Annotated in this window: 26 protein-coding genes and 3 pseudogenes; 16 read left to right on the top strand and 13 right to left on the bottom strand. The window is 69.9% G+C overall.

What is annotated here, in order from left to right; translation table 11 throughout:
- Positions 1-423 (top strand): transposase (locus ACIBK0_RS11160; RefSeq protein WP_399078007.1); only part of this gene is annotated, 423 nt, incomplete at its 5' end.
- On the opposite strand, the gene tnpA is transcribed toward ACIBK0_RS11160, so the two are convergent.
- Positions 345-761, bottom strand: coding sequence for an IS200/IS605 family transposase (tnpA, locus tag ACIBK0_RS11155; RefSeq protein WP_399078005.1), 417 nt, complete (start codon positions 759-761; stop codon positions 345-347). The two genes, ACIBK0_RS11160 and tnpA, sit on opposite strands and share 79 nt — an antisense overlap.
- A 45-nt stretch (positions 762-806) precedes the next feature.
- On the opposite strand from tnpA, the gene ACIBK0_RS11150 reads away from it, so the two are divergent.
- On the top strand, positions 807-2,012 hold the full coding sequence (locus ACIBK0_RS11150) for an RNA-guided endonuclease InsQ/TnpB family protein (RefSeq protein ID WP_399078039.1): 1,206 nt from the start codon (positions 807-809) through the stop codon (positions 2,010-2,012).
- 56 nt (positions 2,013-2,068) lie between these two features.
- Here the strand turns inward: ACIBK0_RS11150 and ACIBK0_RS11145 are convergent, their stop codons facing one another.
- Together ACIBK0_RS11145 and ACIBK0_RS11140 are read right to left on the bottom strand one after the other, a co-directional pair.
- Positions 2,069-2,977 carry a chitosanase gene (locus ACIBK0_RS11145; protein ID WP_399078003.1) on the bottom strand — a complete coding sequence of 303 codons (909 nt, stop codon included), beginning with the start codon at positions 2,975-2,977 and terminating at the stop codon, positions 2,069-2,071.
- A gap of 425 nt (positions 2,978-3,402) precedes the next feature.
- A complete protein-coding gene (locus ACIBK0_RS11140) occupies positions 3,403-4,323 on the bottom strand; it encodes a rhomboid family intramembrane serine protease (RefSeq protein ID WP_399078001.1) in 921 nt (306 codons plus the stop codon).
- A 165-nt stretch (positions 4,324-4,488) separates the two neighbouring features.
- Here ACIBK0_RS11140 and ACIBK0_RS11135 point away from each other — a divergent pair, with 165 nt between their 5' ends.
- The 3 genes from ACIBK0_RS11135 to ACIBK0_RS11125 are packed head-to-tail and all read left to right on the top strand — an operon-like array spanning position 4,489 to position 7,515.
- Positions 4,489-5,208, top strand: a complete 720-nt coding sequence (locus ACIBK0_RS11135; RefSeq protein WP_399077998.1) for a vWA domain-containing protein — start codon at positions 4,489-4,491, stop codon at positions 5,206-5,208.
- Positions 5,205-5,780 (top strand): HutD family protein, encoded by a 576-nt coding sequence (locus ACIBK0_RS11130; protein ID WP_399077996.1) that lies wholly within the window; start codon positions 5,205-5,207, stop codon positions 5,778-5,780. Before ACIBK0_RS11135 ends, ACIBK0_RS11130 begins: the two co-directional genes overlap by 4 nt.
- Before the next feature lie 58 nt (positions 5,781-5,838).
- The gene (locus ACIBK0_RS11125; RefSeq protein ID WP_399077994.1) at positions 5,839-7,515 is read left to right on the top strand and encodes a cytochrome bc complex cytochrome b subunit; all 1,677 of its coding nucleotides are present in this window, start codon (positions 5,839-5,841) and stop codon (positions 7,513-7,515) included.
- Here ACIBK0_RS11125 and ACIBK0_RS11120 read toward each other — a convergent pair.
- The 3 genes and pseudogenes from ACIBK0_RS11120 to ACIBK0_RS11110 all read right to left on the bottom strand — a co-directional run.
- Positions 7,490-8,029, bottom strand: a pseudogene (locus ACIBK0_RS11120) (acyl-CoA dehydrogenase family protein); the annotation flags it as partial. The gene ACIBK0_RS11125 and the pseudogene ACIBK0_RS11120 sit on opposite strands and share 26 nt — an antisense overlap.
- Before the next feature lie 540 nt (positions 8,030-8,569).
- Positions 8,570-8,806 (bottom strand): annotated as a pseudogene (locus ACIBK0_RS11115) (acyl-CoA dehydrogenase family protein); the annotation flags it as partial.
- A 53-nt stretch (positions 8,807-8,859) separates the two neighbouring features.
- A complete protein-coding gene (locus ACIBK0_RS11110; protein ID WP_399077992.1) occupies positions 8,860-10,005 on the bottom strand; it encodes an acyl-CoA dehydrogenase family protein in 1,146 nt (381 codons plus the stop codon).
- A 72-nt stretch (positions 10,006-10,077) separates the two neighbouring features.
- Here ACIBK0_RS11110 and ACIBK0_RS11105 point away from each other — a divergent pair, with 72 nt between their 5' ends.
- The 3 genes from ACIBK0_RS11105 to ACIBK0_RS11095 are packed head-to-tail and all read left to right on the top strand — an operon-like array spanning position 10,078 to position 12,677.
- Positions 10,078-10,869 carry an SDR family oxidoreductase gene (locus ACIBK0_RS11105; protein WP_399077990.1) on the top strand — a complete coding sequence of 264 codons (792 nt, stop codon included), beginning with the start codon at positions 10,078-10,080 and terminating at the stop codon, positions 10,867-10,869.
- Positions 10,870-10,884: 15 nt separating this feature from the next.
- A complete protein-coding gene (locus tag ACIBK0_RS11100; RefSeq protein ID WP_189187684.1) occupies positions 10,885-11,496 on the top strand; it encodes a TetR/AcrR family transcriptional regulator in 612 nt (203 codons plus the stop codon).
- A 23-nt stretch (positions 11,497-11,519) separates the two neighbouring features.
- Positions 11,520-12,677 (top strand): acetyl-CoA C-acetyltransferase, encoded by a 1,158-nt coding sequence (locus ACIBK0_RS11095; RefSeq protein ID WP_399077987.1) that lies wholly within the window; start codon positions 11,520-11,522, stop codon positions 12,675-12,677.
- Between the two features lie 119 nt (positions 12,678-12,796).
- Here ACIBK0_RS11095 and ACIBK0_RS11090 read toward each other — a convergent pair.
- Positions 12,797-13,007 (bottom strand): annotated as a pseudogene (locus ACIBK0_RS11090) (transposase); the annotation flags it as partial.
- A gap of 457 nt (positions 13,008-13,464) precedes the next feature.
- Between ACIBK0_RS11090 and ACIBK0_RS11085 the strand changes: the two are divergent.
- The 4 genes from ACIBK0_RS11085 to ACIBK0_RS11070 all read left to right on the top strand — a co-directional run bounded on the left by ACIBK0_RS11085 (position 13,465) and on the right by ACIBK0_RS11070 (position 16,405).
- The gene (locus ACIBK0_RS11085) at positions 13,465-13,668 is read left to right on the top strand and encodes a cold-shock protein (protein ID WP_356065783.1); all 204 of its coding nucleotides are present in this window, start codon (positions 13,465-13,467) and stop codon (positions 13,666-13,668) included.
- Between the two features lie 324 nt (positions 13,669-13,992).
- Positions 13,993-15,489: a DEAD/DEAH box helicase gene (locus ACIBK0_RS11080; protein WP_399077985.1), complete on the top strand. Its 1,497-nt coding sequence runs from the start codon at positions 13,993-13,995 to the stop codon at positions 15,487-15,489.
- 181 nt (positions 15,490-15,670) lie between these two features.
- On the top strand, positions 15,671-16,012 hold the full coding sequence (locus ACIBK0_RS11075) for a hypothetical protein (RefSeq protein ID WP_399077983.1): 342 nt from the start codon (positions 15,671-15,673) through the stop codon (positions 16,010-16,012).
- Between the two features lie 66 nt (positions 16,013-16,078).
- Entirely contained in the window at positions 16,079-16,405 is a 327-nt protein-coding gene (locus ACIBK0_RS11070; RefSeq protein ID WP_399077981.1) for an SCO5918 family protein, read from the top strand.
- Between the two features lie 170 nt (positions 16,406-16,575).
- Here ACIBK0_RS11070 and ACIBK0_RS11065 read toward each other — a convergent pair whose 3' ends face one another.
- Positions 16,576-16,950: a hypothetical protein gene (locus ACIBK0_RS11065; RefSeq protein WP_399077979.1), complete on the bottom strand. Its 375-nt coding sequence runs from the start codon at positions 16,948-16,950 to the stop codon at positions 16,576-16,578.
- Positions 16,951-17,431: 481 nt separating this feature from the next.
- Here ACIBK0_RS11065 and ACIBK0_RS11060 point away from each other — a divergent pair, with 481 nt between their 5' ends.
- Entirely contained in the window at positions 17,432-17,776 is a 345-nt protein-coding gene (locus tag ACIBK0_RS11060; RefSeq protein WP_399077977.1) for a MerR family transcriptional regulator, read from the top strand.
- A gap of 196 nt (positions 17,777-17,972) precedes the next feature.
- On the opposite strand, the gene ACIBK0_RS11055 is transcribed toward ACIBK0_RS11060, so the two are convergent.
- From ACIBK0_RS11055 to ACIBK0_RS11040, 4 genes are read right to left on the bottom strand one after another with little or no spacing between them, the layout of a single operon-like run.
- The gene (locus tag ACIBK0_RS11055; RefSeq protein WP_399077975.1) at positions 17,973-19,037 is read right to left on the bottom strand and encodes an NAD(P)H-dependent flavin oxidoreductase; all 1,065 of its coding nucleotides are present in this window, start codon (positions 19,035-19,037) and stop codon (positions 17,973-17,975) included.
- The gene (locus ACIBK0_RS11050) at positions 19,037-19,813 is read right to left on the bottom strand and encodes a CoA-transferase subunit beta (protein WP_399077973.1); all 777 of its coding nucleotides are present in this window, start codon (positions 19,811-19,813) and stop codon (positions 19,037-19,039) included. Before ACIBK0_RS11050 ends, ACIBK0_RS11055 begins: the two co-directional genes overlap by 1 nt.
- Positions 19,810-20,676, bottom strand: a complete 867-nt coding sequence (locus ACIBK0_RS11045) for a CoA transferase subunit A (protein WP_399077971.1) — start codon at positions 20,674-20,676, stop codon at positions 19,810-19,812. The genes ACIBK0_RS11050 and ACIBK0_RS11045 overlap by 4 nt, the downstream gene beginning before the upstream one ends.
- Complete coding sequence (locus ACIBK0_RS11040) at positions 20,673-21,425, bottom strand: enoyl-CoA hydratase family protein (protein WP_399077969.1); 753 nt, start codon at positions 21,423-21,425, stop codon at positions 20,673-20,675. Before ACIBK0_RS11040 ends, ACIBK0_RS11045 begins: the two co-directional genes overlap by 4 nt.
- Before the next feature lie 101 nt (positions 21,426-21,526).
- On the opposite strand from ACIBK0_RS11040, the gene ACIBK0_RS11035 reads away from it, so the two are divergent.
- Both ACIBK0_RS11035 and ACIBK0_RS11030 read left to right on the top strand, forming a co-directional pair.
- The gene (locus tag ACIBK0_RS11035) at positions 21,527-22,267 is read left to right on the top strand and encodes an SDR family oxidoreductase (RefSeq protein WP_399078037.1); all 741 of its coding nucleotides are present in this window, start codon (positions 21,527-21,529) and stop codon (positions 22,265-22,267) included.
- Between the two features lies 1 nt (position 22,268).
- Complete coding sequence (locus ACIBK0_RS11030) at positions 22,269-23,183, top strand: SDR family oxidoreductase (RefSeq protein WP_399077967.1); 915 nt, start codon at positions 22,269-22,271, stop codon at positions 23,181-23,183.
- A 263-nt stretch (positions 23,184-23,446) separates the two neighbouring features.
- Here the strand turns inward: ACIBK0_RS11030 and ACIBK0_RS11025 are convergent, their stop codons facing one another.
- Entirely contained in the window at positions 23,447-23,962 is a 516-nt protein-coding gene (locus ACIBK0_RS11025; RefSeq protein WP_399077966.1) for a MarR family winged helix-turn-helix transcriptional regulator, read from the bottom strand.
- A 131-nt stretch (positions 23,963-24,093) separates the two neighbouring features.
- Between ACIBK0_RS11025 and ACIBK0_RS11020 the strand changes: the two genes are divergently transcribed.
- Positions 24,094-25,536 carry an MFS transporter gene (locus ACIBK0_RS11020; RefSeq protein ID WP_399077964.1) on the top strand — a complete coding sequence of 481 codons (1,443 nt, stop codon included), beginning with the start codon at positions 24,094-24,096 and terminating at the stop codon, positions 25,534-25,536.
- Positions 25,537-25,693 lie beyond the last annotated feature (157 nt).

Below are 25,693 nucleotides of genomic sequence, written 5' to 3'. Positions count from 1 at the left end.
TGCCCCAAGCAGACGCAGTGCACCAAGCCTCCCTCCGGGCGCCGAGGCAGGGGCCTGACCTTCCTGCCCCGCGACCGCTACGAAGCCCTTGAAGCCGTCCGCCAGGCCCAGGGCACCGACGAGTGGAAGGACCGCTACGCGATCCGAGCCGGCGTCGAAGGCACGATCTCCCAGGCCGTGCGCGTCACCGGCCTCCGCCGCATCCGCTACCGCAACCTGCCCACAACCCGGCTCGGCCACGTCTTCGCCGCCACCGCGATCAACCTCATCCGCATCGACCGATGGCTGACCGGCACTCCCCTCGGTGGCACGGAGGGCCACTGCCTCGTGTCGGGCACGGCCGGTCAGGTCGGCCGGTTTTGTTGCTCGGTGTACTGCCTGACGATGCTGAGGGGTGCGCCGCTGACGGTGCCGGCGAAGTAGGAACCCGCCCAGAGTTTGTTGGCCCGCCAGTAGTGTTGGGTGAGGTTGTCGAACTCCTGGTGCAGGCGCCGGGAGGAGACGCCCTTGAGGGAATTGACGAGTTTGGTCACGGTGACCTTGGGCGGGAAGTTCACCAGCAGATGGACGTGGTTGTCCTCGCCGTTGAACTCCACGAGCTCGCACTCGAAGTCCTCGCGCACGGCTCGCATGATCTCCTCCATGCGCCGAAGATGAACGTCCTTGAACTCCTTGTGCCGAAACTTAGTCACGAAAGCCAAGTGGACGTGGCACACGAATGCACGCTGTATACCAGTGCGAATCTTCTCCATGTCAGCCATAGCCCAGGTACGTAGGATGCCCGTCATGCAGCTTCGGTACAGCGCCTGTACCCGGAGTCCAGCCAACGCAGCGCGCTGGCACGGGCGTTCGGGTGCGCCCGTGTCGTGTTCAACGACGCGGTACGCGCCCGTGAACAGGCGCGCGTGGCCAAGGAGCCTTTCCCGACCGCTGCCGTCCTGTCTCAAACACTGATTACCCGGGCCAAGGACACTCCAGAACGTTCCTGGCTGGGTGAGGTCTCCGCGGTTGTCCTGCAACAGGCGCTGCGGGACGCCGAGGCCGCGTACAAGAACTTCTTCGCCTCTCTCACGGGCGAGCGCAAGGGCAAGAAGGTGGGTGCGCCCCGGTTCAAGTCCCGCAAGGACCGAAGGCAGGCGATCCGGTACACCGCGAACGCCCGCTGGAAGATCACCGACAACGGGCGGCTGTCGCTGCCGAAGATCGGGGAGATCAAGGCCAAGTGGTCGCGGGAACTGCCCGTGACGCCATCGAGCGTGACGGTGATCAAGGATGCGGCCGGAAGGTACTTCGCCAGCTTCGTCATCGACACCGACCCCGAAACCGACCAGGAGCGCTGGAACGAGCCGGAGCCGGATGCCGCGATCGGCGTCGACCTGGGCCTGGCCCACTTCGCCGTCCTCTCGGACGGCACGAAGATTCATTCCCCGCGGTTTCTGCGCCGAGCGGAGAAGAAGCTGAAGAAGACGCAGCGGGAGCTGTCGCGCAAGCAGAAAGGATCGAGGAACCGGGAGAAGGCCCGCCTCAAGGTTGCCCGGGTCCATGCTCAAGTGGCTGACGCGCGCAAGGAGTTCCACCAACAGTTGTCCACGAAGTTGATCCGCGAGAACCAAGCGGTCGCGGTGGAGGACCTCGCGGTGTCCGGACTCGCGCGCACGAGGCTGGCCAAGAGCGTGCACGATGCGGGCTGGTCCCAGTTCGTGGCCATGCTCGACTACAAGGCGCAGCGGTACGGGCGCACCTTTGTGAAGGTCGGTCGGTTCGAGCCCACCAGCCAGGTGTGCTCCGCCTGCGGGCACCGGGACGGACCCAAGCCCCTGGACGTGCGGGAATGGACCTGCCCCGCCTGCGGCACCCAGCACGACCGGGACCACAACGCCGCAAAGAACGTGAAAACGGCCGCCGGACTGGCGGCATCAGCCTGCGGAGCGCCGATAAGACCAGAACCTATTCCGGCACAGCGCGATGAAACAGGAAGTCACGGAATCCCGCCCGAAAACCGCGCCGCATAGCAGTGCACCAACGAGTGGGACGGCCAGAATCTTCCTCCTTCAGGAGGGAGTACAAGTCAAGGCACGTGGTACGTCTCCCCGTAGACCTTCCACTTCAGCGGCGTGTGCAGGTCCAGGTTCCCGTCGTACACGAACTGCCGTTGGGCCGTGTCGATGCGGGTGGTGTCGCGGTCCGGGTTCTTGGACTTCATGCTCGTACGGCGAATGTCGAGGAAGATGTCCAGGTACGACTTCTCGCTGCCGCCCTGGGAAGGCAGGTCGGCCTCGCGCAGGGCGCGTTCGCGCAGGCCGTAGAAGCTGTCGGGGCTGGTGCCGGGGCCGTGCAGCACCATGGCGTCGTAGTAGATGAACTGGCCGAGGGTGCCGAGGCCGTCGAGTTTGGCGAGGCGGACCGCGGGGTCGAAGTAGACGCGGTCTCGTTCGCTGTCCTGCGCCGCGCGGAACGCGGTGGCACCGGCCTCCTTGCGCCAGGCGGCCGGGAAGCCGTCGAGGCCCTCGTGGGAGTCCGTGCCGTCGACCTTGCGCAGGGCGGGGAGGTAGCGGGCGAGGCCGTTGTCCGGGTGGGCCTTCGTGTACCGCTCGACCAGGGTGAGCAGGTCGTGGGTGCCGGTGCAGAAGCCGATGATGCCCGCGGTGTAGCCCTGGCCGTCGCCGATGTCCTCGATGTAGCGGTACGCGCTGCGCCAGTCGAGGGTGGAGTTCTCGGCGCTCGCCACGATCTGCTGCGCGAGCTCCTTCTTGGCCGGGGCGGCGAGGCCGGGCGGCAGGTCCGCGATCAGCTCGTCGTCGGCCGCCTGCTCGGCCGTGCGCTCGGCGTGCGACTTGGCGTCCTGACGTGCCTGCTCCGCGGCGGACGTGCTGCCCTTGGCGTTCTGCGCGTCCTTGTGCTCGGGCGTGACGAAGTAGACCGCCGCGGTAACGAGGAGCGGGACTGCGGCGAACAGGAGGCAACCAGCGCGTTTCATGGCGCACAGCGTACGGCGGGGGGTGCGCACGGGGTGCGGGCGGTCGCGCGTTCCGCTGGGGGTCGGTGTGCCGCGCCGTCGCGCGTTCCGCTGGGGGCCGGTGTGCCGGCGCCTTCGCTCGTTCCGCCGGTGGGTGGGGCGGGGCCGTGCCGGTACATCCGCCCCGTCGCCGGTGGCAGATCGCTTGGCTTTCATGGCTCTGCCTGTTGGCAACCACGTAAGCGACGGGGCATGTGATGTACGGGCACGGCCCCTTCCATGCGTCGGCGGCCGCGGGTGCCTGGGGGCGTGCGTCGCCACTGCGGGCGGGCGGGCGCGGGCGGATGGGTGCGGGTGCGTGGGGGCGTGCGTCGCCACTGCGGGCGGGCGCGGGCGGATGGGTGCGGGTGCGTGGGGAGCGCGGACTCTTCCGGTCGGGTCTGTTGCTACGCCGTTCCGTTCTTCAGCTCCATCACCTTGCCTACCGCCGACACCACCAGCAGGATCAGCAGCCCCGCGCAGGCCGCCGCCTGGATCGGGGTGCGGCGGCGGTCGCGGGGTGCGTACGCGTAGGCGAGCGTCACGACGCCGCCCGCCAGCAGACCGCCCAGGTGGCCCTGCCAGGAGGTGATCCACGCCGAGACCACCAGCCACACCAGGAGCCCGGCCATGAATTGGTTGACGCTCCGCATATCGGCCCCCAGTCGGCGGGCCATCACGTAGTACGCGGCTCCCAGGCCGAAGATCGCGCCGGACGCGCCGAGCGTGGGGGTGTCCGGCGCGATCAGCAGGACGAGGACGGAGCTGCCGAGTGCCGAGAGCAGATAGAGGGTGATGTAGCGGACGCGGCCGAGCTGGGCCTCCACGACCCGGCCGATGTTCCACAGCGAGACCATGTTCATCACGATGTGCAGGATCCCGAACGTGCCCTCGGTGGGCGGCAGATGGAGGAAAGCCCCGGTCAGCAGCCGGTACCACTCACCGTCGATGACGCCTTCGGGGTGGAAGTCCGACGGGTACGGGGCCTGCCACATGTAGTGGCCGCCGTCCGGCCCCACCAGACCGGCGCCCAGCATCTCGAAGCGGTCCACCACCGACGAACGCACCAGCTCGGCCAGATAGGCGAGCACGTTGAGACCGATCAGGGCGTACGTCACCAGGGGCACTGCGGAGATCCGGCCACCGAAGGCGGTGCGGGCCTGGCGGATCGAGCGCGCCCCCTCCTTCACGCACTCCACGCACTGGTGGCCGACTGCCGCCTCGCGCATGCAGTCCGGGCAGATGTAGCGGTCGCACCGGGTACAGCGCACATGAGACTCCACCTGGGGATGGCGATAGCAGGTGGTGACGGCGGACTCGGGCTCCACGGCCGGCTCCTCGGAGTTCAATGGGAAGGGGGGAACGATCAGCCGGTGGGGTCGGCGGCGAACAAAATAGCGAACACCGGTGTGCGGGTGGGACGGCAGGGGCCGGAGTGCCCGTGGTGACGTAATCTCGGCACTCCCGTACCCCTCGTGCAATGGGAGTCCCGCATGGCCGGAATCAGCCTCACCAAGGTGGAGGAGACCGCGCCCGCGCTGGTCAGTCTGTACAAGAGCGCGGGAGTCTCCCTCACCAAGCACGGGCTGAACGGGCAGCGGGCCGCCGTGTATCTGGTGGTCGACTACTCGGGGTCGATGAAGCCGTACTACCAGGACGGCAGTGTGCAGGCGCTCGCCGACCGGGTGCTCGGCATGGCGGCCCACTTCGACGACGACGGGACGGTGCCGGTCGTCTTCTTCTCGACCGACATCGACGCCGTCACCGACATCGCGCTCGACAACCACCAGGGCCGCGTCGAGCGGATCGTGGCCGGGCTCGGGCACATGGGCAAGACCAGCTATCACCTCGCCATGGACGCCGTCATCGACCACTACCTGGACAGTGGCTCCAAGGACCCCGCCCTCGTCGTCTTCCAGACCGACGGCGGTCCGATCAACAAGCTCGCCGCCGAAAGGTACTTGTGCAAGGCGGCGAAGCTTCCGCTGTTCTGGCAGTTCATAGGGTTCGGGGACCCGGGCAGCAGGCAGTTCGAATTCCTGCGCAAGCTGGATGAGTTGGCGGTGCCGCAGAAGCGGGTCGTCGACAACGCCGGGTTCTTCCACGCCGGTTCGGATCCGCGGAAGGTGTCCGACGGGGAGCTGTACGACCGGCTGGTGGGGGAGTTCCCGCAGTGGCTGGCGGCGGCCCGGGCGCAGGGGATCGTGCAGTGACGGTACGACCGCTGCCCGCCGCCGAGCGGGTCGCCGTGCCCTGGAAGAACGGGGGAGGGGTGACCCGTGAGATCGCCGCCTGGCCCGAAGGCGCGGACATGAGCGATTTCATGTGGCGGGTGAGCCTCGCCGACGTCGGCGCCGGCGGGCCGTTCTCGGCGTTCGCCGAGGTGGACCGGATCCTCACCATGGTCGAGGGTGAGGGGATGGATCTGACCGTCGGGGGCGAACATCGTCGTGTCGATACGCGGTATGTGCCGAGGGGCTTCCCCGGCGACCTGCCGACCGACTGCCGCCTGCTCAAGGGCCCGGTCGTGAACCTCAACGTCATGTGGCGCAGGGGCGGCGATGCGGCCCCCACCGTCAGGGTCGTGCGTTCCCGGCTGCCCGTCGCCGTCCCGGCGGGGCCGGCCGTGCTGGTCGTCGTGCTCGACGGGACTGCCGAGGTGGCCGGACTGACCCTCGGGCGGTACGACGCAGCGCTGCTGACCGGCGAGGACGCCGAGCTGCGCGCGACGGGACGTACCGCTGTCATCGCTCTCGTGCCCCAGGGGGCTGAGCTCGGCTCGTGACGCCCCGTTGGCTTCGGCCGGACGCCATGCCACCCTGGGGGGCCGAGGGGAGCGGCGTATGGGTGTGCGAGACGTCAACACCGGTCGGGATACGGGGACTTCACCTGTGGGGACCTCGAGTACCGGGCGGCGGGGCGAGGTGGGCAAAGGGGAGCGGCTCGCGGACTGGGCCGACGGGCGGCTGGGCATCTACGGGCTGGCCAAGGCCAACATGCGCAAGGTCTTTCCGGACCACTGGTCGTTCATGCTCGGCGAGGTCTGCCTCTACAGCTTCCTCATCCTGATCCTCACCGGCGTCTATCTCACCCTGTTCTTCGAGCCGAGCGGCGTCGAGGTCGTCTACCACGGCTCGTACAAGCCGCTGAACGGCATCATCATGACGCGGGCGTACGAGTCCACGCTCGACATCAGCTTCGACGTGCGCGGCGGACTGCTGATCCGGCAGATCCACCACTGGGCGGCGCTCGTCTTCCTCGCCGGGATGCTCGTGCACATGATGCGGGTGTTCTTCACCGGCGCGTTCCGCAAGCCGCGCGAGGTCAACTGGCTGTTCGGCTGGACCCTGTTGATGCTCGGCCTGATCACCGGGCTGACCGGCTACTCGCTCCCCGACGACCTGCTCTCCGGCACCGGTGTCCGCTTCGCGCAGGGCGCCATTCTGTCGGTCCCGATCGTGGGGACGTACCTCTCCTTCTTCCTCTTCGGAGGAGAGTTCCCGGGGCACGACATCATTCCGCGGTTCTTCCCGATCCACGTACTCCTGCTGCCCGGGATCATGCTGGGCCTGGTCGTCGCCCATCTGATCCTGGTCTTCTACCACAAGCACACGCAGTACCCCGGGCCCGGACGGGACCAGAAGTCCGTGATCGGCATGCCGTTCATGCCGGTCTACATGGCCAAGGCGGGCGGCTTCTTCTTCCTCGTCTTCGGCGTGCTGTCGATCATGGGCGCGATCGCGACGATCAACCCCGTGTGGGCCTTCGGGCCCTACCGCCCCGACCTGGTGACCACCGGCGCGCAACCCGACTGGTATCTGGGGTTCTCCGAGGGGCTGATCCGGGTGATGCCGGGATGGGAGATCAACGCCTGGGGCCACACCCTGCAGTTGGGCGTTTTCATCCCCTTCTCCCTCTTCCCGCTCATCATGACCGCCATCGCCCTCTACCCGTTCATCGAGGCGTGGGTCACCGGGGACAAACGTGAGCACCACATCCTGGACCGGCCGCGCAATGTACCCACCCGCACGGGGCTCGGCGTCGCCTGGCTGACGCTGTACGCCGTCCTGCTGGTCGGCGGCGGCAACGACCTGTGGGCCACCCACTTCCACCTCTCGATCAACACGATCACCTGGTTCGTACGGGTCGCCGTCTTCGTCGGGCCCGCGCTCGCCTACGTCGTGACGAAACGGATCTGTCTGGGGCTGCAACGCCGGGACCGTGACAAGGTGCTGCACGGGCGCGAGTCCGGCATCGTCAAGCGGCTCCCGCACGGCGAGTACGTCGAGGTCCACGAACCGCTCTCGCAGGCGCAGCGGTTCACCCTCACCCAGCACGAGCAGGCGCCGCCGTACGAGGTGGGTCCGCTCGTCGACGCCAACGGCGTGGTCCGTCGGGTGGGCCCCTCCCGCCGGCTGCGCGCCCGATTGGCCCGGGCTCTGTACGGACCCGATACGCAGATCCCGAAGCCGACGGTCGAGGAGTACCGGGAGCTCACGAGCGAGGACCATCACCACTGAGACCGGCCAGCACCGCAGCCCGGCACTCGGCCGGGCTGCCCCACGCGGTGCGCAGGGCGCGGGCCTTGGTGAGCCAGAGGGAGAGGTCGTACTCGGCCGTGTAGCCGATCGCGCCGTGAAGCTGGAGCGCGGTACGGGCGGTGGCGTACGCGGCCTCGCAGGCCGTGACCTTGGCGGCGGCCACATCGGCCGGGGCCATGGACAGGGCAGCCCCGAAGACGAGCGGCCGCGCGAACTCCAGGGCGATCTTCGCGTCCGCCAGCCGGTGCTTCACGGCCTGGAACGAGCCTATGGGTACCCCGAATTGGCTTCGCTGCTTCACATGGCCGACCGTCCGGTCGAGGAGCGCGAGCCCGACCCCCAGGGCTTGGGCAGCGGTGGCGAGCCGAGCCCACACGAGGGCCTGGGCGGCAGCGCGAGCCACGTGGGGCCCTGTGGCGAGGAGCTCACCGCCCGGGAGGGGGCGAGTGAGCCGGCGCGCGGGGTCGAGGGAGGGACGAGGGGACGCGCCGGGGGGTGCGGGGGTGTCGGGAATTCGGGAGGTCGCGGGCGTGCCGGGGGTTCCGTGCATCGCGGTGGTGCCGGGGCTCCCTAGGGGCGCGGAGACCCCGGAGGTCTGAGGGCCCCCATGTCCCGGCGCGCCCGCTCCCGTTGTGCCGCTGCCGCTGCCGCTGCCGCTGCCGCTGCCGCTGCCGCTGCCGCTGCCGCTGCCGCTGCCGCTGCCGCTGCCGCTGCCGCTGCCGCTGCCGCGGACCCGTGCTTGCCTTGTCGCGTCGTGCGATGCGGGCGACGCGCCGCCGCTGTCGGTGTGGTCGACGGTTGTCGGTGTCGGTGTCGGTGTCGGTGTCGTGGTCGGCGTGGAGGTGTGGACCGGTGCCTGTGTCAGGTGCAATTCGGCGGTCTCACCGGTGCTCCGCACCGCCAGGTGCACTTCCGCCGCATCCCCGTCGAGCAGATACGGCGCTCCGCCCGGTAGCCCCAGCGTGGCCACCGCCTCGCCCGACGCGAGCGTCGGCAGGAGGCGCTTGGCCGGGCCCGATTCGCCGAGCGAGGACAGGAGCGCGGCCGTCGCCACCGTCTCCACCAGGGGGCCCGGCACCGCGTGTCGGCCCAACTCCAGGAAAGCGACGGTCAGTTCCACGGGAAGGGGGCCCACCCCCTCGTACGCCTCGGGTATCGCCAGTGCGAAGACGCCCGCGTCGGCGAGCCGGGACCACAGGACGCGGCCCGGCTCGTGGTCGCCCGCGGCCCAGGCGCGGACGGCCGTGGGCGTGTCCGCGGAGGTCAGCATCGCGTCCAGGGAGGCGGCGAAGGCACGCTGCTCGGTGTCGAGGAGGAAACGCATCAGCGGCGTCCCTTCGGGAGGCCGAGCAGCCGCTCGGCGATGATGTCGCGCTGGATCTCGTTGGTGCCCGCGTAGATGGGACCCGCGAGGGAGAAGACGTACCCCTCGGACCAGGCGGTGTCCGCCAACTCGCCCTCCGGTCCGAGGAGATCGAGCGCGGTCTCGTGCAGTGCGATGTCGTACTCGGACCAGAAGACCTTGTTCAGGCTGGACTCCGGGCCGATGCTCTCGCCGTCGAGGAAGCGGGAGGCGTGGGCGTACGTGAAGAGCTGGTAGGCGCGGGCGCCGATCACCGCGTCGGCCACCCGGTCGCGCAGGGCCGTGTCCGTGGGGTCCGCCCGGGCGCGCCAGAGGGACACCAGCCGGTCGGCGGCGGCGAGGAAGCGGCCCGGTGAGCGCAGCGTCAGCCCGCGTTCGTTGCCCGCGGTCGACATCGCGACCCGCCAGCCCTGGCCCGGCTCGCCGACCACATCGTCGTCCGGGACGAACACGTCGTCCAGGAAGAGCTCGGCGAACGCCGGTCTGCCGTCCAGACGGCCGATCGGGCGGACCGTCACGCCCGGTGCGCGGAGGTCGAACATCAGGTAGGTCAGGCCCTGGTGGGGCTTGGGGGTGTCCGGGTCGCTGCGGAACAGGCCGAACGCGCGATCGGCGAACGCGGCCCGTGACGACCAGGTCTTCTGCCCGCTCAGCAGCCAGCCGCCGGCCGTGCGCACCGCGCGCGAGGTGAGGGAGGCCAGGTCGGAGCCCGCCTCGGGCTCGGACCAGGCCTGTGCCCAGATGACCTCGCCCGTGGCCATCGACGGCAGCACGCGCGCGCGTTGCTCCTGGGTTCCGTGGTCGAAGAGTGTCGGCGCGAGAAGGCTGATGCCGTTCTGGCTGACCCGGCCCGGCGCGCCCGCCGCGTAGTACTCCTCCTCGAAGGCCAGCCAGCGGACGATGTCCGCGTCCCGGCCGCCGTACGCCGTCGGCCAGGACACCACCGACCAGCGGTCCGCGGCCAGTTCGGCCTCCCACGCGCGGTGCGCGGCGAAGCCCTCCTCGGTCTCCAGCGAGGGGAGGGGGACGGCCGGGACATGGGCGTCGAGCCAGGCCCGGGCCTCGGCGCGGAACGCCTCATCGGCGGGCGAACGGGCGAGATCCATCGGCGGCACCTTTCGGCGGTGATCTCTGCGACAACCTTCCCTAACAAGTGTTTGGTAGGTTAGCGTGCAGACATGACAGACGTCGAGGGTCCGGAGTACGTGCCTGGGCACGGGCTGCTGCGAGGGCGCACCGCCGTTGTCACCGCAGCGGCGGGCGCGGGCATCGGCGGGGCCACGGCGCGCAGGTTCCTGGAGGAGGGCGCGCGCGTGCTGATCAGCGACGCGCACACACGGAGGCTCAAGGAGACCGAGCAGGCACTCGCCGAGGAGTTCGGTGCCGCGAATGTCGCCGCACTGCCCTGCGACGTCACCGACGAGGACCAGGTCCAGACCCTCTTCGACACGGCCGCCGACCTGCACGGCGGCCTGGACGTCGTCGTCAACAACGCCGGCCTGGGCGGCACTTCGGCGCTCGTCGACATGACCGACGAGCAGTGGTCGAAGGTGCTCGACGTAACGCTGAACGGCACGTTCCGGTGCACCCGGGCAGCCCTGCGCCGGCTCAAGGATCAGGAGGGGGGCGGGGTCGTCGTGAACAACGCCTCCGTCGTCGGCTGGCGCGCCCAGGCCGGCCAGGCCCACTACGCCGCTGCGAAGGCCGGCGTCATGGCGCTCACCCGATGCGCCGCCATCGAGGCCGCCGCGTACGGAGTGCGTGTCAATGCCGTGTCACCGAGCCTTGCCATGCACCCGCACCTCGCCAAGGTCACCACGCCCGAGCTCCTCGAAGAACTGACCGCGCGCGAGGCCTTCGGACGCCACGCCGAGCCCTGGGAGGTGGCCAACGTGATCGTGTTCCTGGCGTCGGGCTACTCCTCGTACATGACGGGCGAGGTCGTCTCCGTCAGCAGCCAGCACGCCTAGGACGACAATGGGACCGTGCCTACCAAGAAGAAGCCCCAGGTGACCGCCTCGCCGGAGCGGCGACGTGAACTCCTCGACACCGCTGCCGAGGTCTTCGCCGAGCAGGGCTACAACGCCACCACCGTCCGCAAGATCGCGGACGAGGCCGGGATGCTCGCGGGCAGCCTCTACTACCACTTCGACTCCAAGGAATCGATGCTGGAGGAGATCCTGCGGACCTTCCTCGACGAGCTCTGGAACGGGTACGACGCCGTTCTGGACGCCGAACTGGGTCCCAGGGAAACCCTGGAGGCCCTGGTCACCGAGTCCTTCCGGGAGATCGACCGGCACCGCGCGGCCGTTGCCATCTACCAGAAGGAGTCCAAGCACCTCGCTGCCCAGCAGCGCTTCGCGTTCCTCGCCGAGTCGCAGCGCAACTTCGAGAAGGCGTGGCTGAGCACGCTGGAGCGCGGCGTCGACGCCGAGGTCTTCCGGGCCGACCTCGACATCCGGCTCACCTACCGGTTCGTGCGCGACACCGTGTGGGTCGCCGCGTCCTGGTACCGGCCCGGTGGACAGCACAGCCCTGAGGAGATCGCCCGGCAGTACCTGTCAATGGTCCTCGACGGGATCTCCGTACGCGAATAACCCATGTCTGCGAGGGAGTTGTCATGGCCGAGGCCTACATCGTCGAAGCGGTCCGCACACCCGTCGGGCGGCGCGGGGGAGGCCTGAGCGGTGTCCACCCGGCCGACCTCGGAGCACATGTCCTCAAGGCCCTGGTCGAGCGGTCCGGAGTCGACCCGGCCGCCGTCGAGGACGTCGTCTTCGGCTGCCTGGACACGGTGGGGCCGCAAGCCGGTGACATCGCCCGCACCTGCTGGCTGGCGGCCGGGCTGCCCGAGGAGGTGCCGGGCGTCACGATCGACCGGCAGTGCGGGTCCTCCCAGCAGGCGATCCACTTCGCCGCGCAGGGCGTGCTGTCCGGCACCCAGGACCTGGTGGTCGCCGGCGGCGTCCAGAACATGTCGCAGATACCCATCGCCTTCGCCTCCCGCCAGGCCGCCGAACCGCTCGGTCTCACCGGGGGGCCCTTCGCGGGCAGCGAGGGCTGGCGGGCGCGCTACGGAGACCGGCCCGTCAACCAGTTCCACGGCGCCGAGCTGATCGCCGCCAAGTGGGGCATCAGCCGCCGTGACCAGGAGGAGTTCGCGCTCCGCTCCCACCAGCGGGCGATCCGTGCCATCGACGAGGGCCGCTTCGCGCGCGAGGCCGTGGCCTACGGGGAGGTCACGGTCGACGAGGGTCCGCGCCGGGACACCTCGCTGGAGAAGATGGCCGGTCTGAAGCCGGTCGTCAAGGGCGGCACCATCACCGCAGCCTGCTCCTCCCAGGTGTCCGACGGCGCCGCCGCGATGCTGCTCGCCTCGGAGCGGGGGGTCCGCGAACACGGGCTGACGCCCCGCGCGCGGGTCCACCACCTCTCGGTGCGCGGCGAGGACCCCATCCGCATGCTGTCGGCCCCCATCCCGGCCACGGCGTACGCCCTGAAGAAGACCGGCATGTCCATCGGCGACATCGACCTCGTCGAGATCAACGAGGCCTTCGCTCCGGTCGTCCTCGCCTGGCTGAAGGAGACCGGGGCCGATCCGGAGAAGGTCAACGTCAACGGTGGCGCGATCGCGCTGGGGCATCCGCTCGGTGCCACCGGGGTGAAGCTCATGACGACACTCCTCCACGAACTGGAGCGCACGGGCGGCCGGTTCGGCCTCCAGACCATGTGCGAGGGCGGCGGCCAGGCGAACGTGACGATCATCGAGCGGCTCTGAGGTGACGCGCGGTGCCCCTATGGGTTTCGTCAACCCATGAGGGCGGGTTGTGGGTCGTGGAAGGTGCCGTCGCAGAGCATCGCGAGGAGCAGGTCGGCTCGTCGTCTGGCCGGACGGATCGAGCACGGCAAGGACGGCCGGGTGCTGCAACCGTGGTCCCAGGACCCGTTCCGGGGAGGGGTGGATCTGTGTGAGTAGGCCGTGGAGTCGGTTGGCGACCCCGGTCGCTTCGTCGGCCAGGTCGTCGTCGAAGCCCACGATCATCTCCAGCTCGGCGATCGTCTCGTCCTCGCCGCCGATTGCCCGCAGCGTGTGGGGCATCGCGGGAGCCTCAGTTCGCCTCGTACTTCATCGAACTTGTCCCGGGCCTCGATGAGGTCCTTCGGGAAGTCCCGCCCGGTGGACGGGACTTCGGTGCCGACGCCGGTCGGAACCGCGGGTCCGCGAGGGGATCTCGACGAGCCGCCGCCCCTCGAATCCTCGGCAGAAACCATGGGCCCCGGGCACGCCAATATCTGTGCCTGCAAAGTGAGAATTGAGCTTGAAGCGCGGTGAATATTACTCACTCGACAGGCATGGCGGAGTTATTTGTCGCGCACGGCCGATCGCACCGTGCTACTCTCGATCTCAGTTGCAGTCGTGGTTCCCGAAATCTTGCAGGTGTCCCCACCAATTCATTCCAGTGGGGATTCTTTATGGCTCCGGTTATTTCCGGCAGGGTGATCATCACGGCGACACGGAGTACACACATCGTGAACTCCGAGCACCGCCCCGAAGGAGAAATAACATGGCTTCCGGAACCGTGAAGTGGTTCAATGCAGAAAAGGGCTTCGGCTTCATCGAGCAGGACGGTGGCGGCGCTGACGTCTTCGCCCACTACTCGAACATCGCCGCCCAGGGCTTCCGCGAGCTGTCGGAGGGCCAGAAGGTCACGTTCGACATCGCGCAGGGTCAGAAGGGTCCGACGGCCGAGAACATCGTTCCCGCCTGACGTCGGCACGTACTTCGCAGCTGGGGCCCGCACCTTGGGTGCGGGTCCCGGCTCGCTGCGTTTCAGGGGATTCGCGACCCACTCTCCAGGGTCCCGTCCGAGCTCCGGACGAAAATCCGTCGGGGCCTCCATACGGAGCGGCCGGCACCCTCGCAGGAATCGCACCATGCGCTCCGGCGAAGCCTCCCGCGAGTAATCTCCCCCGCCGATCCGATTTCCCACCCGATTCGGCTCCCATTTTCTTCGGCTCGTTCTTGCAATTCTCTGCGCTGCTCGTTTTCTGCGGGAATTCCTTGATACGCGCCACGTCAAGGAAGGTTCCACGTGAACCGCATGCGCACAAATGAGCGCTTCGCCCGCACTCGCACCGGAAATCCGGGCTCCGCGAGGGGCGGAAACCGCACCGGCTCCCCGCGCCGTCCCGAAGGCCACGGACGCCGACAGACCTCGCCCCAGGGCGAGTTCGCACTGCCGAAGACGGTCACCCCGGCACTGCCCGCCGTCGAGGCGTTCGCCGATCTCGATATGCCGGCGCAGTTGCTGCGCGCGCTGGACCACGAGGGCGTGACCGTACCGTTCCCGATCCAGGCCGCGACCCTGCCGAACTCCCTGGCGGGCCGTGACGTACTGGGCCGTGGCCGCACCGGTTCGGGCAAGACCCTCGCCTTCGGCCTCGCCCTGCTGGCCCGTACGGCCGGCCGACGCGCCGAGCCGCGGCAGCCGCTGGCCCTCGTCCTCGTACCCACCCGCGAGCTGGCCCAGCAGGTCACCGACGCCCTCGCTCCGTACGCCCGCTCCGTGAGGCTGCGGCTGACCACCGTGGTCGGCGGCATGTCGATCGGCAAGCAGGCCGGTGCGCTGCGTACGGGAGCGGAGGTCGTCGTCGCCACGCCGGGTCGGCTCAAGGACCTCATCGACCGTGGCGACTGCCGCCTGGACCAGGTCGCCGTCACCGTGCTCGACGAGGCCGACCAGATGACCGACATGGGCTTCATGCCCCAGGTCACCGAGCTGCTCGACCAGGTGCGCCCTGGAGGCCAGCGGATGCTGTTCTCGGCCACGCTGGACCGCAACGTCGATCTGCTGGTCCGCCGCTACCTGACCGACCCCGTGGTCCACTCCGTCGACCCGTCCGCGGGCGCGGTCACCACCATGGAGCACCACGTACTCCACGTGCACGGCGCGGACAAGCACCGGACGACGACCGAGATTGCGGCCCGGGACGGCCGGGTGATCATGTTCCTGGACACCAAGCACGCGGTGGACCGGTTGACCGAGCACCTCTTGAACAGTGGTGTCCGGGCCGCCGCCCTGCACGGCGGCAAGTCCCAGCCGCAGCGCACGCGGACCCTGTCCCGCTTCAAGTCCGGGCATGTGACGGTGCTGGTGGCGACCAATGTCGCGGCACGTGGGATCCACGTCGACAACCTCGACCTGGTCGTGAACGTCGACCCGCCCAGCGACCACAAGGACTACCTGCACCGGGGAGGCCGCACGGCCCGCGCCGGTGAGTCCGGCAGCGTCGTCACGCTGGTGACCCTCAACCAGCGCCGCGACATGAACCGGCTGATGGCCGCCGCCGGCATCACCCCGCAGACCACCCAGGTGCGCTCGGGCGAAGCCGAACTGAGCCGCATCACCGGTGCCCAGGCGCCCTCGGGCGTCCCGGTCACCATCACCGGGCCGGCCACGGAACGTCCCCGGCGCAGCGCATCCTCCTCGTCCCGCGGCCGGCGTGGTCGCGTCGGCCGGGGCCGGTCCACCGGCGATGCGGCACGCCGCACGGCGCAGCGCTCGTCCGCCGTCGACGCGGCCGCCTAGACCGTCGCGTCCGACACCGTCGTACCCGAGTCCGTCACGGCCCGCACCGTCGTGTTGAGCCCGTCGCGCCCGGCCCGTCGTGACCGGAAAATCCGCCCGTCCCCGCAGGAGGCATCCTTTGACACCGGCCCAGACTCGGCAACGCCCCGCACACCCCCTCCCCTCGGCTTCGGCCGGGGCCATGGACCTGTCCGGACCGCAGGTCTGTGACGACATGACCGTCGAGGTGGCGCTGTCCGTCATGGTCGGTGCTCGTGTCGGGTTTCTGGTCCTGTGCGACCGGGATGAGCAGGTCACGGGGTCGATCACCCGGACCCGGCTCGTCGCTGTCCGCGACAGCTCCGCCTACACGGACCGGCTCCGGCTGCGGGACGTCCTCAGCGCCGACGGGCCGTCCGCCCCGCCTGTGACCACGACGACGCCCGGAGCCGGGCACGCGACGCGGTGTCGGCAGCCCGGCGCCCCGTCCGTCGTCGCCGGCGAACACGGTCCCGCCCTGGGCGCTCTCGCAATGTCCCGCTGATCGACCCCGTCCCGACCCCAGCCGGCCCGGTCCCCTTCTTCCTTCCCTGTGATCTTGTGAGGCATCATGCGCTGCGTCATCGCCCGGTTCCCGTTCGACCTCACCAAGAGCGGGGTACTGACCTCGATGAAGGGTGTGAAGCCGGAGACCATCACGGGTGAGTCCGTGCTCATCGGCCGCCGCCACTACCCCGTCAAGCAGGTGGGCGAAGTCATCACCCGGCAGGACCGCCGCGACTTCACCAGCGGAGAGGTCACCCGGGCCATGGCGCGGCTCGGCTTCACCTGCCGAAGCGGCCATGAGGCCGCGCCCGTCCCGCATGCTTCGCACGCCCCCACGCCGCTCGAGACGGCCTCGGCGCTGCTCGGCAGCCCCACCCCCCTGGGGGTGTGACGACGATCGCCGGAAGCTGATCCACCGGACGGCGTCCGGCACAGGACAGCGATGAAGGGCCCTGCCGACGCGCGTCGGCAGGGCCCTTCATCGCTGTCCTGTGCCGGTTGTTCCGGTCGACCGACACTGTCCATCAGAAGGCGCCGGACACGGCGTCTCAGTACGACGTCTCAGTGATCGGAGTAGCTGAAGTCGCCCACGGTCCAGGCGCTGACGTCCTTGATCGCGACGCGGTACATCCCACCGGTCTCGGGAATTCCGATGTTGCCCTGGAGGATCCGGGCGAGATGGAAGTGCAGATGCGTGGGCGCCTCGCCACGGTTGGCCCGGGCCCGCGGCCGGTCTGCGATGAAGACGCCGGAGAACGAGTCGAGGTGGTCGGAGTCCTTGAGCACCTCCGAGACCCGCTCCCTCCACATGGCTTCGGGAGCCAGTCGGCCGGTGATGACAGCACCACCGACAACCACGGTCAGTGACATCTGATTGCTCTGCCCGGACTCCACCATGGCGGAGATGCCGACGAGCAGCTCGTCAGGGTTCGACATGGGAGCCGATTCTATCCAGCGGCCGTTCCCGCTACCCACCCGTAGAGGTGAGGTGAGGATATTTGGCGCTCGTGCCGACCAAAATCTGTGTTTGTCAGAGTAGACATTGGCTGGGTGTGTGGTTAGGGTTTCTCTCGTTGACACAGTCGGAGATGCCCGGCAGACACGAACTGGCGGGAGAGCACGGGCAGTACCGCAGTACCGGTTCTACACACACCGATTCACCAGAGGACGGAGGGAGTAGACGCCATCAGGATCGCCCGGCCGGAGAGCGTTCGGACCGGGTACCGCAAGGCCCCGGAACGGAAGGTGGTCCCCGGTCACGCAACCGCGATTCCCGTACTCCCTGCCCTCTCCCGGGCCGGGCGTCGGAAACAGAAGGTCGGCGCGCAGTAACGCCGGCAGATGGTGTTCAATTTTCCTCGGGGCCCTGGTGCCGTACGGCACCAGGGCTCCTCGACGCGTTGCAGAACGAGGTGACATGACAGCAGACAGTCCACTGAGCGATCGTCTGGATGACGACGACTACCCCGCATACACGATGGGCCGGGCCGCCGAGATGCTCGGCACCACCCCGGGTTTCCTCCGGGCCATCGGCGAGGCCCGGCTCATCACTCCGCTCCGCTCCGAGGGCGGACACCGGCGCTACTCCCGCTACCAGCTCCGGATCGCTGCTCGCGCCCGCGAGCTGGTCGACAGAGGGACCCCGGTCGAGGCCGCCTGCCGCATCGTCATCCTCGAGGACCAGCTCGAGGAAGCACAGCGCATCAATGCCGAGTACCGCCGCACGGCGAAGCAGGCATCGGACGGTTCCGGTTCCGCCTGAGTGCGTCGGCCGAACCGGCCGGTGCACGCGATGGGTTTTTCGCCCCTACCAGCCTTTCGGCTGCACGTGGGTAGGGGCGCGGAACTGCGCAAACTTCTAGCGGGGGCCTGGGGGCGCATCACCCAGGGACCGGGACGGGTAGGGGCGGAGGGGGCGAAAACATTGTGGGGACCCTCCGTCGGGCTCCGAGCCGACGTCAGGCGGGCAGTGACGCATCGGGCGCCGGCAGGGAGCCCAGCGTCACGTCGGCCTCCGCCATCACCCGCCCGACCAGCTCCGCGCACGAGGGCAGGTCCTCGATCACCCCCGCGACCTGCCCAGAGGCCATCACCCCCAGGTCCGTACGCCCGTCCACCATCGAGGACTTGAGCAGCATTGGCGTATTGGCGGCGAGCAGGACCTGGCTCCAGGAGAGGTCCTTGCCGTGCTTCATGGCCAGGCCGTCACGGATCATCTGCGACCAGGAGAGGCCCGACATCCTCCGGAACCCGGCGGCTCGGCGAACGGCCCGCGCGAGGGTGCTCGTACGGCCGGACCTCTCGAGGGAGTCGACGAGTTCGCTGCGCAGCATGCGGTGCGGGAGCCCGTCGACTGCCGTCGTGACCGTGATGTCCTTGACCGTGGCCGCCAGGTACTTCGCCTTCACCGCGTCCGGGACGGTCGAGTCGGAGGTCAGAAGGAAGCGTGTCCCCATCGCGATGCCCGCCGCGCCGTACGCCAGCGCCGCCACCAGCCCCCGGCCGTCGCAGAAGCCGCCCGCCGCCACGACCGGTATGTCGACCGCGTCCACCACCTGCGGCAACAGCACGGTCGTCGCCACCTCGCCGGTGTGTCCGCCACCCTCGCCGCCCTGCACGATCACCGCGTCGGCACCCCAGGCGGCCACCTTCTCGGCGTGCCGGCGCGCCCCGATCGACGGGACGACGATCACACCCGCCTCCTTGAGCTCGGCGATCAGCTCGCGCGAGGGGGCGAGGGCGAAGGACGCGACCCGCACGTCCTCGTCGACGATGATCCGCACCCGGTCGCCCGCGTCCCCGGCGTCCGCACGCAGATTCACCCCGAACGGCTCGTCCGTACGGGACTTGACCTCTCGTACGGCGTCCCGCAGCTGGTCGAGCGTCATCGTCGCGGAGGCCAGGATGCCCAGCGCGCCCGCGTTCGCCGTGGCGGAGACCAGGCGCGGGCCGGCCACCCAGCCCATGCCGGTCTGCACGATGGGGTGGCGGACGCCGACGAGCCGGGTCAGCGCGGTCTCCATCAGTGCCCGACCTTGCCGCTGTCCGGGACCTCGCGATACCGGGTGCCCTTAGGGTCGATGATCTCGCGGATCAACTCCAGCTCTTCCAAGGTCGGTTCACGGGTGTACGGCACCTCGTCGGAGACTGTCAGCGCGAAGCCCGTCGCCGCCCTCACCCGCTCGACCGTGACGCCGGGGTGCAGCGAGGCGAGGCGGATCGAGTGGTCGGGCGTCGCGAAGTCGAGGACAGCGAGGTCGGTCACCACGCGCGGGATGCGATGGAAGCGCGTGGCGCTCGGCCCCGCGGCGGCGGCGCGGTCGTATCCCACCCCGCACACCATGTCGACCCGCTCGACGAAGACACGCGGCGAGTGCTTCGGGATCCAGTAACTGGTCGGGTTGTTCAGCGTGTTGACCGGGGCGCCGCGCACGCCCAGCAGCTGGCGCCTGGGCTTGGACCAGTCGCCGATGCAGGAGATGTTCTGGTTGCCGAAGCGGTCGATCTGGCTCGCGCCCATCATCACGTGCCGGCGGCCGCCGGTGACCATCGTCAGATGCTGCCGGTACGGCAGCCAGCCCTCCGGAGTGCCGTCGAGGCCGACGAGCATCGCCTCGCCGTCGGTCAGCAGCAGGTCGGGCGAGAAGGTGCGCTTGGCGAGGCGGGCGCCGATGGACGGGATCACGCCCATCGGGCTGGCGAGCACCTCGCCGTTGCCCCGCCAGGCCTCGGCACAGGCGATCACGCAGTACTCGGCGCGAGACGCCTTCGCTTCGGTCTCCGCTCGGGTCGTGCTCACTGGTTCTGCTCCCTCTGCCAGGCCTGGACGGCGCTGCGGTAGGCGTGTTCGTCCCCGCTCAGGAACCGCTCGGCGAACTCGGCGTGTGGTGTGGTGGCGTACAGCCTCTGGAAAGCCTCGTCGCGCCCGTAGTCGGGCACGCACGAGGTGAAGTGCGCGCCGTTCGGCGTCTCGACGACCCCCGTCACGCTCGACCGCTTGAGCAGCAACGTCTGCGGCGCGGCCTCCTTGGTCAGCTCCGCCGTGTCCACAATCCGCTCGCAGGACACATACGCGGCGTCCGCCGCCTCGCAGAACAGGTCGTCGAAGTACGGGTCCGGGCCCAGATACTGGCCGTTGCCGAGGCGGTCCGCGCGGTTCATGTGGACCAGGGCCACGTCCAGGCGCAGCGCGGGCATGGCGACGAACTCCTCGCGTATCCCGGAGGACTCGTCGGCGTACGGCGAAGTGACCGTTCGCAGACCGGGGTTGACCCGCATCACGTCCGAGCCGATGCCCGCCCGCACCGGCAGGAACGGCAGACGGTTCGCGGCGGCGCGCAGCCCCCACATGAACATCGCCTCGTCGACCTCCATCAGCTCGAAGGCGCCGCTCTCGCGTGCCGCGCGGTAGTGCGGTTCGAGCGGGATCGAGTCGAGGGTCGTGAAGGCGGTGACGAGCTTCCGTATCCGCCCGGCGGCGGCCAGCAGGCCCACGTCGGGGCCGCCGTACGAGACGACGGTGAGCTCGGTGATCTCGGTGCGGAGCAGCGCTCTCACCAGCGCCATCGGTTTGCGGCGCGAGCCCCAGCCGCCGATGCCGAGGGTCATCCCGCTCTCCAGCCGGGCGACGGCTTCGTCGGCCGACATGGTCTTGTCGCTCACTGGGGGGCCTCCTTTCCGAAGGTGTCACGGACGCGGTCGGCCACTCCGTCGAGGTTCGCCTCGAAGGTGAAGCCCTGCTCGAAGCGGTAGCTGCGACGCACGTCGACGGGATCGATGCCGTTGATCGCCGCCTTCGCGAGCCGGATGAGGTGACCGTCCTTGACGGCTATTTCGCGCGCCAACTCCAGGGCGGCCGCGCGCAGTTCCTCGCGCGGCACGACCCTCCACACCGAGCCGTGCGCGTGCAGTTCGGCGGCGGTGGCGGTGCGCGAGGTGTAGTACAGGGCGCGCATCAGGTGCTGCGGGACAAGACGGGCCAGATGCGTGGCCGCGCCGAGCGCTCCTCGGTCCAGCTCGGGCAGCCCGAAGGTCGCGTCCTCGCTCGCCACGATCGCGTCCGCGTTCCCCACGAGCCCTATCCCGCCGCCCAGGCAGAAGCCCTGCACCGCCGCGACGACGGGCACCTCGCACTCGTACACCGCGGCGAAGGCCTCGAAGCAGCCGCGGTTGGCGCCGATGAGCGCGCGATGCCCCTGCGTGTCGCGTTGCATCTCCTTGATGTCGACGCCCGCGTTGAAGCCGCGCCCCTCGGCCGTCAGCACGACACAGCGGATCTCGGGGTCGCGGCCCGCCGCGCGGACGGTGTCGGCCAGGTCGAACCAGCCACGCACCGGCAGTGCGTTCACCGGCGGGAAGTCGACCGTGACGACGGAAATCCCCTTTTCCGGGGACGAGGTGGAGACACCCATGGGCGCATCAGCTACCTTTCCACCAAACGTTTGTTAGGCACAGTCTCGAAGCTAGCAGCGAATGCATCCGCGCGGGAGGCCCTGTGGACAACGTGGACACCATGGATCTCGGAGGCAGGACCGTGGTCGTCACCGGCGGCACCCGTGGGGTCGGGGCCGGGATCGCGCGGGCGTTCGCGCGGGCGGGCGCGCACGTCGTGGTCTGTGCGCGCAGGCCGCCCGAGGCGCCCCTGGAGGGAACCGATTTCGCGGCCGTCGATCTGCGCGACCCGGCCGCCGTGCGCGCCTTCTTCGACGCGCTGCCCCGGCTCGACGTCCTGGTCAACAACGCGGGCGGCACGCCCTACCGGCCGCTGGCACAGGCGGGCGCCGAGCGGCACGCGCGCGTGATCGAGCTCAACCTCACCGTCCCGCTGACCGCGTCGATCGCCGCGTACGAGCACCTCAAGCGGGCCAAGGGCTCGGTCGTGATGATCGGCAGCGTGAGCGGGACACGACCGTCACCAGGCTCGGCGGCCTATGGGGCGGCCAAGGCGGGCCTGGAGAACCTGGCCCGTTCGATGGCTGTCGAATGGTCCCCCGACATCAGGGTCAACACCCTGGTCGTCGGTATGGTCCGCACTGAACTGGCGCATCTGCACTACGGCGGCGAGGACGGCATCGCCGCCGTCGCGCGCACCGTTCCGCTGGGCCGTCTCGCCCAGCCGTCCGATGTCGGCGAGGCCGCCGTCTTCCTCGCCTCGGATTCCGCCGCCTACATCAGCGGGGCCTCGCTGCTCGTCCATGGGGGCGGGGAGCTGCCCGCCTTCCTCGACGCCGCAACCGCCAACAAGGAGAAGTGAGATGAGCGCACCGCTGCTGTGCGAGGGGCGTGTCGTGATCGTCACGGGCGCGGGGCGTGGACTGGGCCGGGCACATGCGCTCGCGTACGCCGCCGAGGGCGCGCGCGTCGTCGTCAACGATCTCGGGGTCGGCCTCGACGGCATGCCGGGACCGGACAATCCTGCCCGGCAGGTCGCCGGCGAGATCCGTGCGGCGGGCGGCGAAGCCGTGGCCCACGGCGGCGACGTCGCGACGACCGAGGGCGCCGCATCGCTCATCCGCACCGCCCTGGAGACGTACGGACGCCTCGACACGCTCGTCAACAACGCCGGGTTCCTGCGCGACAGGATGCTCGTCAACCTCGACGAGGAGGACTGGGACGCCGTGCTGCGTGTCCATCTCAAGGGCCACTTCCTGCCGCTCAAGCATGCGGCGGCGCACTGGCGGGCGGAGGCGAAGGCGGGGCGTACGCCGGTGGCCCGGGTCGTCAACACCAGTAGCGGAGCGGGGTTGTTGGGGTCGGTCGGGCAGGGCAACTACAGCGCCGCGAAGGCCGGGATCGTCGGGCTGACGCTCGTCGCCGCCGCCGAGATGGGGCGGTACGGCGTCCAGGTCAACGCGATCGCTCCCGCGGCCCGCACCCGGATGACCGAACGGACCTTCGCGGAGGCCATGGCGACGCCCGGCGCCGGTTTCGACGCCATGGCGCCCGAGAACGTCTCACCGCTGGTGGTCTGGCTGGGGTCGGCCGCGAGCGCGGGCGTCACCGGACGGGTCTTCGAGACCGAAGGCGGGCGGATCACCGTCATGGAGGGCTGGCGACCGGGCCCGACCGCGGACAGGGGCGCACGGTGGACGCCGTCGGAGGCGGGCGAGGCGACGCTGAAACTGCTCGCGGAGGCGGAGGCTCCGGGGGCGGTGTACGGGGCGCAGTAGGGCGACGGTGCGGGCCCCTCCGGTCAGCCCGGGCCGGGCGGCGAGTTCGTCGGCCGCGCGGACGGCCTCGCGCCGCTGACCTCCGTCCGCCAACGGGCCCGCGCCGGCCCCCGAACCGGAGGGCCCGCCAACGAGCCCGTGCCGCCCCCCGAACCGGAGGCCAGGGCGAGCGGCGCCTTCCCGGTGGGGGAGCGTGACGTCCGCAAAAGCCCGACGGGTTCGGGGGATATGGGGAGTGCGGGTGCCGGAGGGCCGTTCCGTGTCTAGCGGGAGAGGCGCGCGGCGGCCTTCCGCTGCTGTTCGGACATGACGGACAGGAAGCGGATCACGGTCTCCAGCTCGTCCGTGCTGAACTCCTCGCAGGCCTCGATGACATCGCGCGCCCAGTCGTCGAAGAACACGGCCAGCTCGGCGATCTTCTCCTGGTTCAGCTCGACGACCACCCGGCGCTTGTCGGTCGGGTGCTTGACCCTGCGGACGAAGCCCCTGCCCTCGAGGCGGTCGACCAGGCCGGTGACGGATGCGGGGGCCAGCCCCGTGCGTTCGGCCAGGTCCTTCGCGGTCAGCGGGCCGAACCGCTGGAGCAGATCGAGGGTCTTGCTCTCGGTGGCACTCAGGCCCTGCTTGGCCGCGACCGCCGAATGGAACATCACCGTGACGCCACTGTGCTCGCGCCCCACGGTCATGAGCTGGTCCAGCGTCTTGGCCCGCCTGTCGTCGGCGGCTCCGTCGCCCGTGTCGGCCCCGTGGCCCTTGGCGTGCTTGTCTCCGCTGCTCATGGAGCCAGGTTAGCAAATATTTCGTTCGGTCGAACTAAAGACTTGCGATCACGGCTGTGTCGATGAAAGTCTTTCGTTAGTCCGAACGAAATAAATGTCGAGCGAACGAATCCGGAGCAACGGGAGACGCCATGTCCACGAGCCTCACAGCAGCACCCCCCTCACCCCTCGCGGAGCCGTATCCGCGTCGCTGGGCCGCCGCCGTCGTGATGATGGTCGCGGCGCTGATGGACCTGCTGGACGTGACGATCGTGAACGTCGCGATCCCGTCCATAGGTCGTGACCTGCACGCCTCACAGAGCGCCTTGCAGTGGCTGGTCTCCGCGTATCTGCTGGGCTTCGCCGCGACCCTGATCGTCTCCGGGCATCTCGGGGACCGGTTCGGGCGCCGCTTCCTCTTCCTCGCCGGCACGGCGGGCTTCGGGCTCGCGAGCCTCGGGTGCGGGATCGCCCAGTCGTCGGGACAGCTGATGGCCGCTCGGGCCGTGCAGGGCGTGATGGCGGCGGTGCTGATGCCACAGGTGCTCGGCTCGTTCCGCACGCTCTTCCAGGGCAAGGAGCGCGGAGCGGCCTTCGGGATGTACGGCGCGGTCGCCGGATTCGCCTCCGCGGTCGGGCTGCTGCTCGGCGGGGTGCTCACCGATGCGGATCTGTTCGGCTGGGGCTGGCGGTCCGTGTTCCTGGTGAACGTGCCGGTCGCCATCTGCACGTTCATGGCGGGACTCGTCCTCGTCCCCGCCACACGTGAGCGGTCCGCCGGGCGGCCCGACGTGCTCGGCAGTGTGCTCCTCGCCGGCGGGCTCGTCGCGATCGTGCTTCCGCTGGTGCAGGGGCGTGGCAACGGGTGGCCGCTGTGGGGATGGATCTGCCTCGCCGGTGGAGTGCTCGCGGTGAGTGGGCTCGGGGTGTACGAGGCGCGTAGACGCGGATCGGTGACGGTGCCGCTGCTGCCCTCCCGCGCCTTCCGGCTCCCCGCGTTCTCGGTGGGCGTCCTGGTCCAACTCATCTTCTCCGTCGGGATGCAGGGCTTCTTCCTGATCTTCGCGATCTGGCTGCAGGGCAGCGAGGGCTACACCCCGACCCAGGCGGGCGTGCTGACCGTGGCCTTCTCGGTCGGCGGCTTCCTCACCGCGCCCGCGGCGGACGGGTTGGCCGTGCGGTTCGGGCGGCTGGTGCTGGGGGCGGGGGCATTGCTGATGGCCGGGGGCTTCGGGTGGATCTGGGTGGCCGTCGAGGACTCCTCCGCCGTGCACACCGGGGCGTGGCCGCTGGTGCCGGGGCTGGTGCTGGCGGGGGCGGGGCTGGGGTTCCTGGTGGTTCCGCTGGTGAATGTGGTGCTGTCCGCGGTGCCGGGTGAGCTCGCGGGTGGGGCGTCCGGGATCTTTTCCACGGCTCAGCAGTTCGGTGGGGCTGTGGGAGCCGCCGTGATCGGGAGCGTGTTCTTCGGGCATGCGTCGGGTGGGTTGACGGGGGCGCTGACCTCGGCGATGCCCTGGGTGATGGGCGGGTTCGTGCTCTGCGCCGGGCTGTGCGCGGCATTGCCGGGGCGGGCCGTGGCTGAGCATCAGGGGTGAACGGTGGGGGCAGGGGCGGGGGGGGGGGGTTGGCCCCCCCCCCCCCCCCCCCCCCCCCCCCGGGGGGCCCCCCCCCCCCCCCCCCCCCCGCGCCCCCCCCCCCGCTCGCTTGTCGTCGGACCCGGCTCACGAGCAAGTTTCCGCAGGTCAGAACCCA

It is taken from the genome of Streptomyces sp. NPDC050564 (assembly GCF_044457265.1).
Lineage (GTDB): Bacteria > Actinomycetota > Actinomycetes > Streptomycetales > Streptomycetaceae > Streptomyces.
This window is presented reverse-complemented; position numbering and strand designations above follow the sequence as displayed.

What these genes read in the sequence shown, in the direction of transcription:
- tnpA (WP_399078005.1), bottom strand. Translation starts at nt 761, where the DNA reads ATGGCTGACATGGAGAAGATTCGCACTGGTATACAGCGTGCATTCGTG.
- ACIBK0_RS11145 (WP_399078003.1), bottom strand. Translation starts at nt 2,977, where the DNA reads ATGAAACGCGCTGGTTGCCTCCTGTTCGCCGCAGTCCCGCTCCTCGTT.
- ACIBK0_RS11135 (WP_399077998.1), top strand. Translation starts at nt 4,489, where the DNA reads ATGGCCGGAATCAGCCTCACCAAGGTGGAGGAGACCGCGCCCGCGCTG.
- ACIBK0_RS11125 (WP_399077994.1), top strand. Translation starts at nt 5,839, where the DNA reads ATGGGTGTGCGAGACGTCAACACCGGTCGGGATACGGGGACTTCACCT.
- ACIBK0_RS11110 (WP_399077992.1), bottom strand. Translation starts at nt 10,005, where the DNA reads ATGGATCTCGCCCGTTCGCCCGCCGATGAGGCGTTCCGCGCCGAGGCC.
- ACIBK0_RS11105 (WP_399077990.1), top strand. Translation starts at nt 10,078, where the DNA reads ATGACAGACGTCGAGGGTCCGGAGTACGTGCCTGGGCACGGGCTGCTG.
- ACIBK0_RS11095 (WP_399077987.1), top strand. Translation starts at nt 11,520, where the DNA reads ATGGCCGAGGCCTACATCGTCGAAGCGGTCCGCACACCCGTCGGGCGG.
- ACIBK0_RS11085 (WP_356065783.1), top strand. Translation starts at nt 13,465, where the DNA reads ATGGCTTCCGGAACCGTGAAGTGGTTCAATGCAGAAAAGGGCTTCGGC.
- ACIBK0_RS11075 (WP_399077983.1), top strand. Translation starts at nt 15,671, where the DNA reads ATGGACCTGTCCGGACCGCAGGTCTGTGACGACATGACCGTCGAGGTG.
- ACIBK0_RS11070 (WP_399077981.1), top strand. Translation starts at nt 16,079, where the DNA reads ATGCGCTGCGTCATCGCCCGGTTCCCGTTCGACCTCACCAAGAGCGGG.
- ACIBK0_RS11065 (WP_399077979.1), bottom strand. Translation starts at nt 16,950, where the DNA reads ATGTCGAACCCTGACGAGCTGCTCGTCGGCATCTCCGCCATGGTGGAG.
- ACIBK0_RS11060 (WP_399077977.1), top strand. Translation starts at nt 17,432, where the DNA reads ATGACAGCAGACAGTCCACTGAGCGATCGTCTGGATGACGACGACTAC.
- ACIBK0_RS11055 (WP_399077975.1), bottom strand. Translation starts at nt 19,037, where the DNA reads ATGGAGACCGCGCTGACCCGGCTCGTCGGCGTCCGCCACCCCATCGTG.
- ACIBK0_RS11040 (WP_399077969.1), bottom strand. Translation starts at nt 21,425, where the DNA reads ATGGGTGTCTCCACCTCGTCCCCGGAAAAGGGGATTTCCGTCGTCACG.
- ACIBK0_RS11035 (WP_399078037.1), top strand. Translation starts at nt 21,527, where the DNA reads ATGGATCTCGGAGGCAGGACCGTGGTCGTCACCGGCGGCACCCGTGGG.
- ACIBK0_RS11030 (WP_399077967.1), top strand. Translation starts at nt 22,269, where the DNA reads ATGAGCGCACCGCTGCTGTGCGAGGGGCGTGTCGTGATCGTCACGGGC.
- ACIBK0_RS11025 (WP_399077966.1), bottom strand. Translation starts at nt 23,962, where the DNA reads ATGAGCAGCGGAGACAAGCACGCCAAGGGCCACGGGGCCGACACGGGC.
- ACIBK0_RS11020 (WP_399077964.1), top strand. Translation starts at nt 24,094, where the DNA reads ATGTCCACGAGCCTCACAGCAGCACCCCCCTCACCCCTCGCGGAGCCG.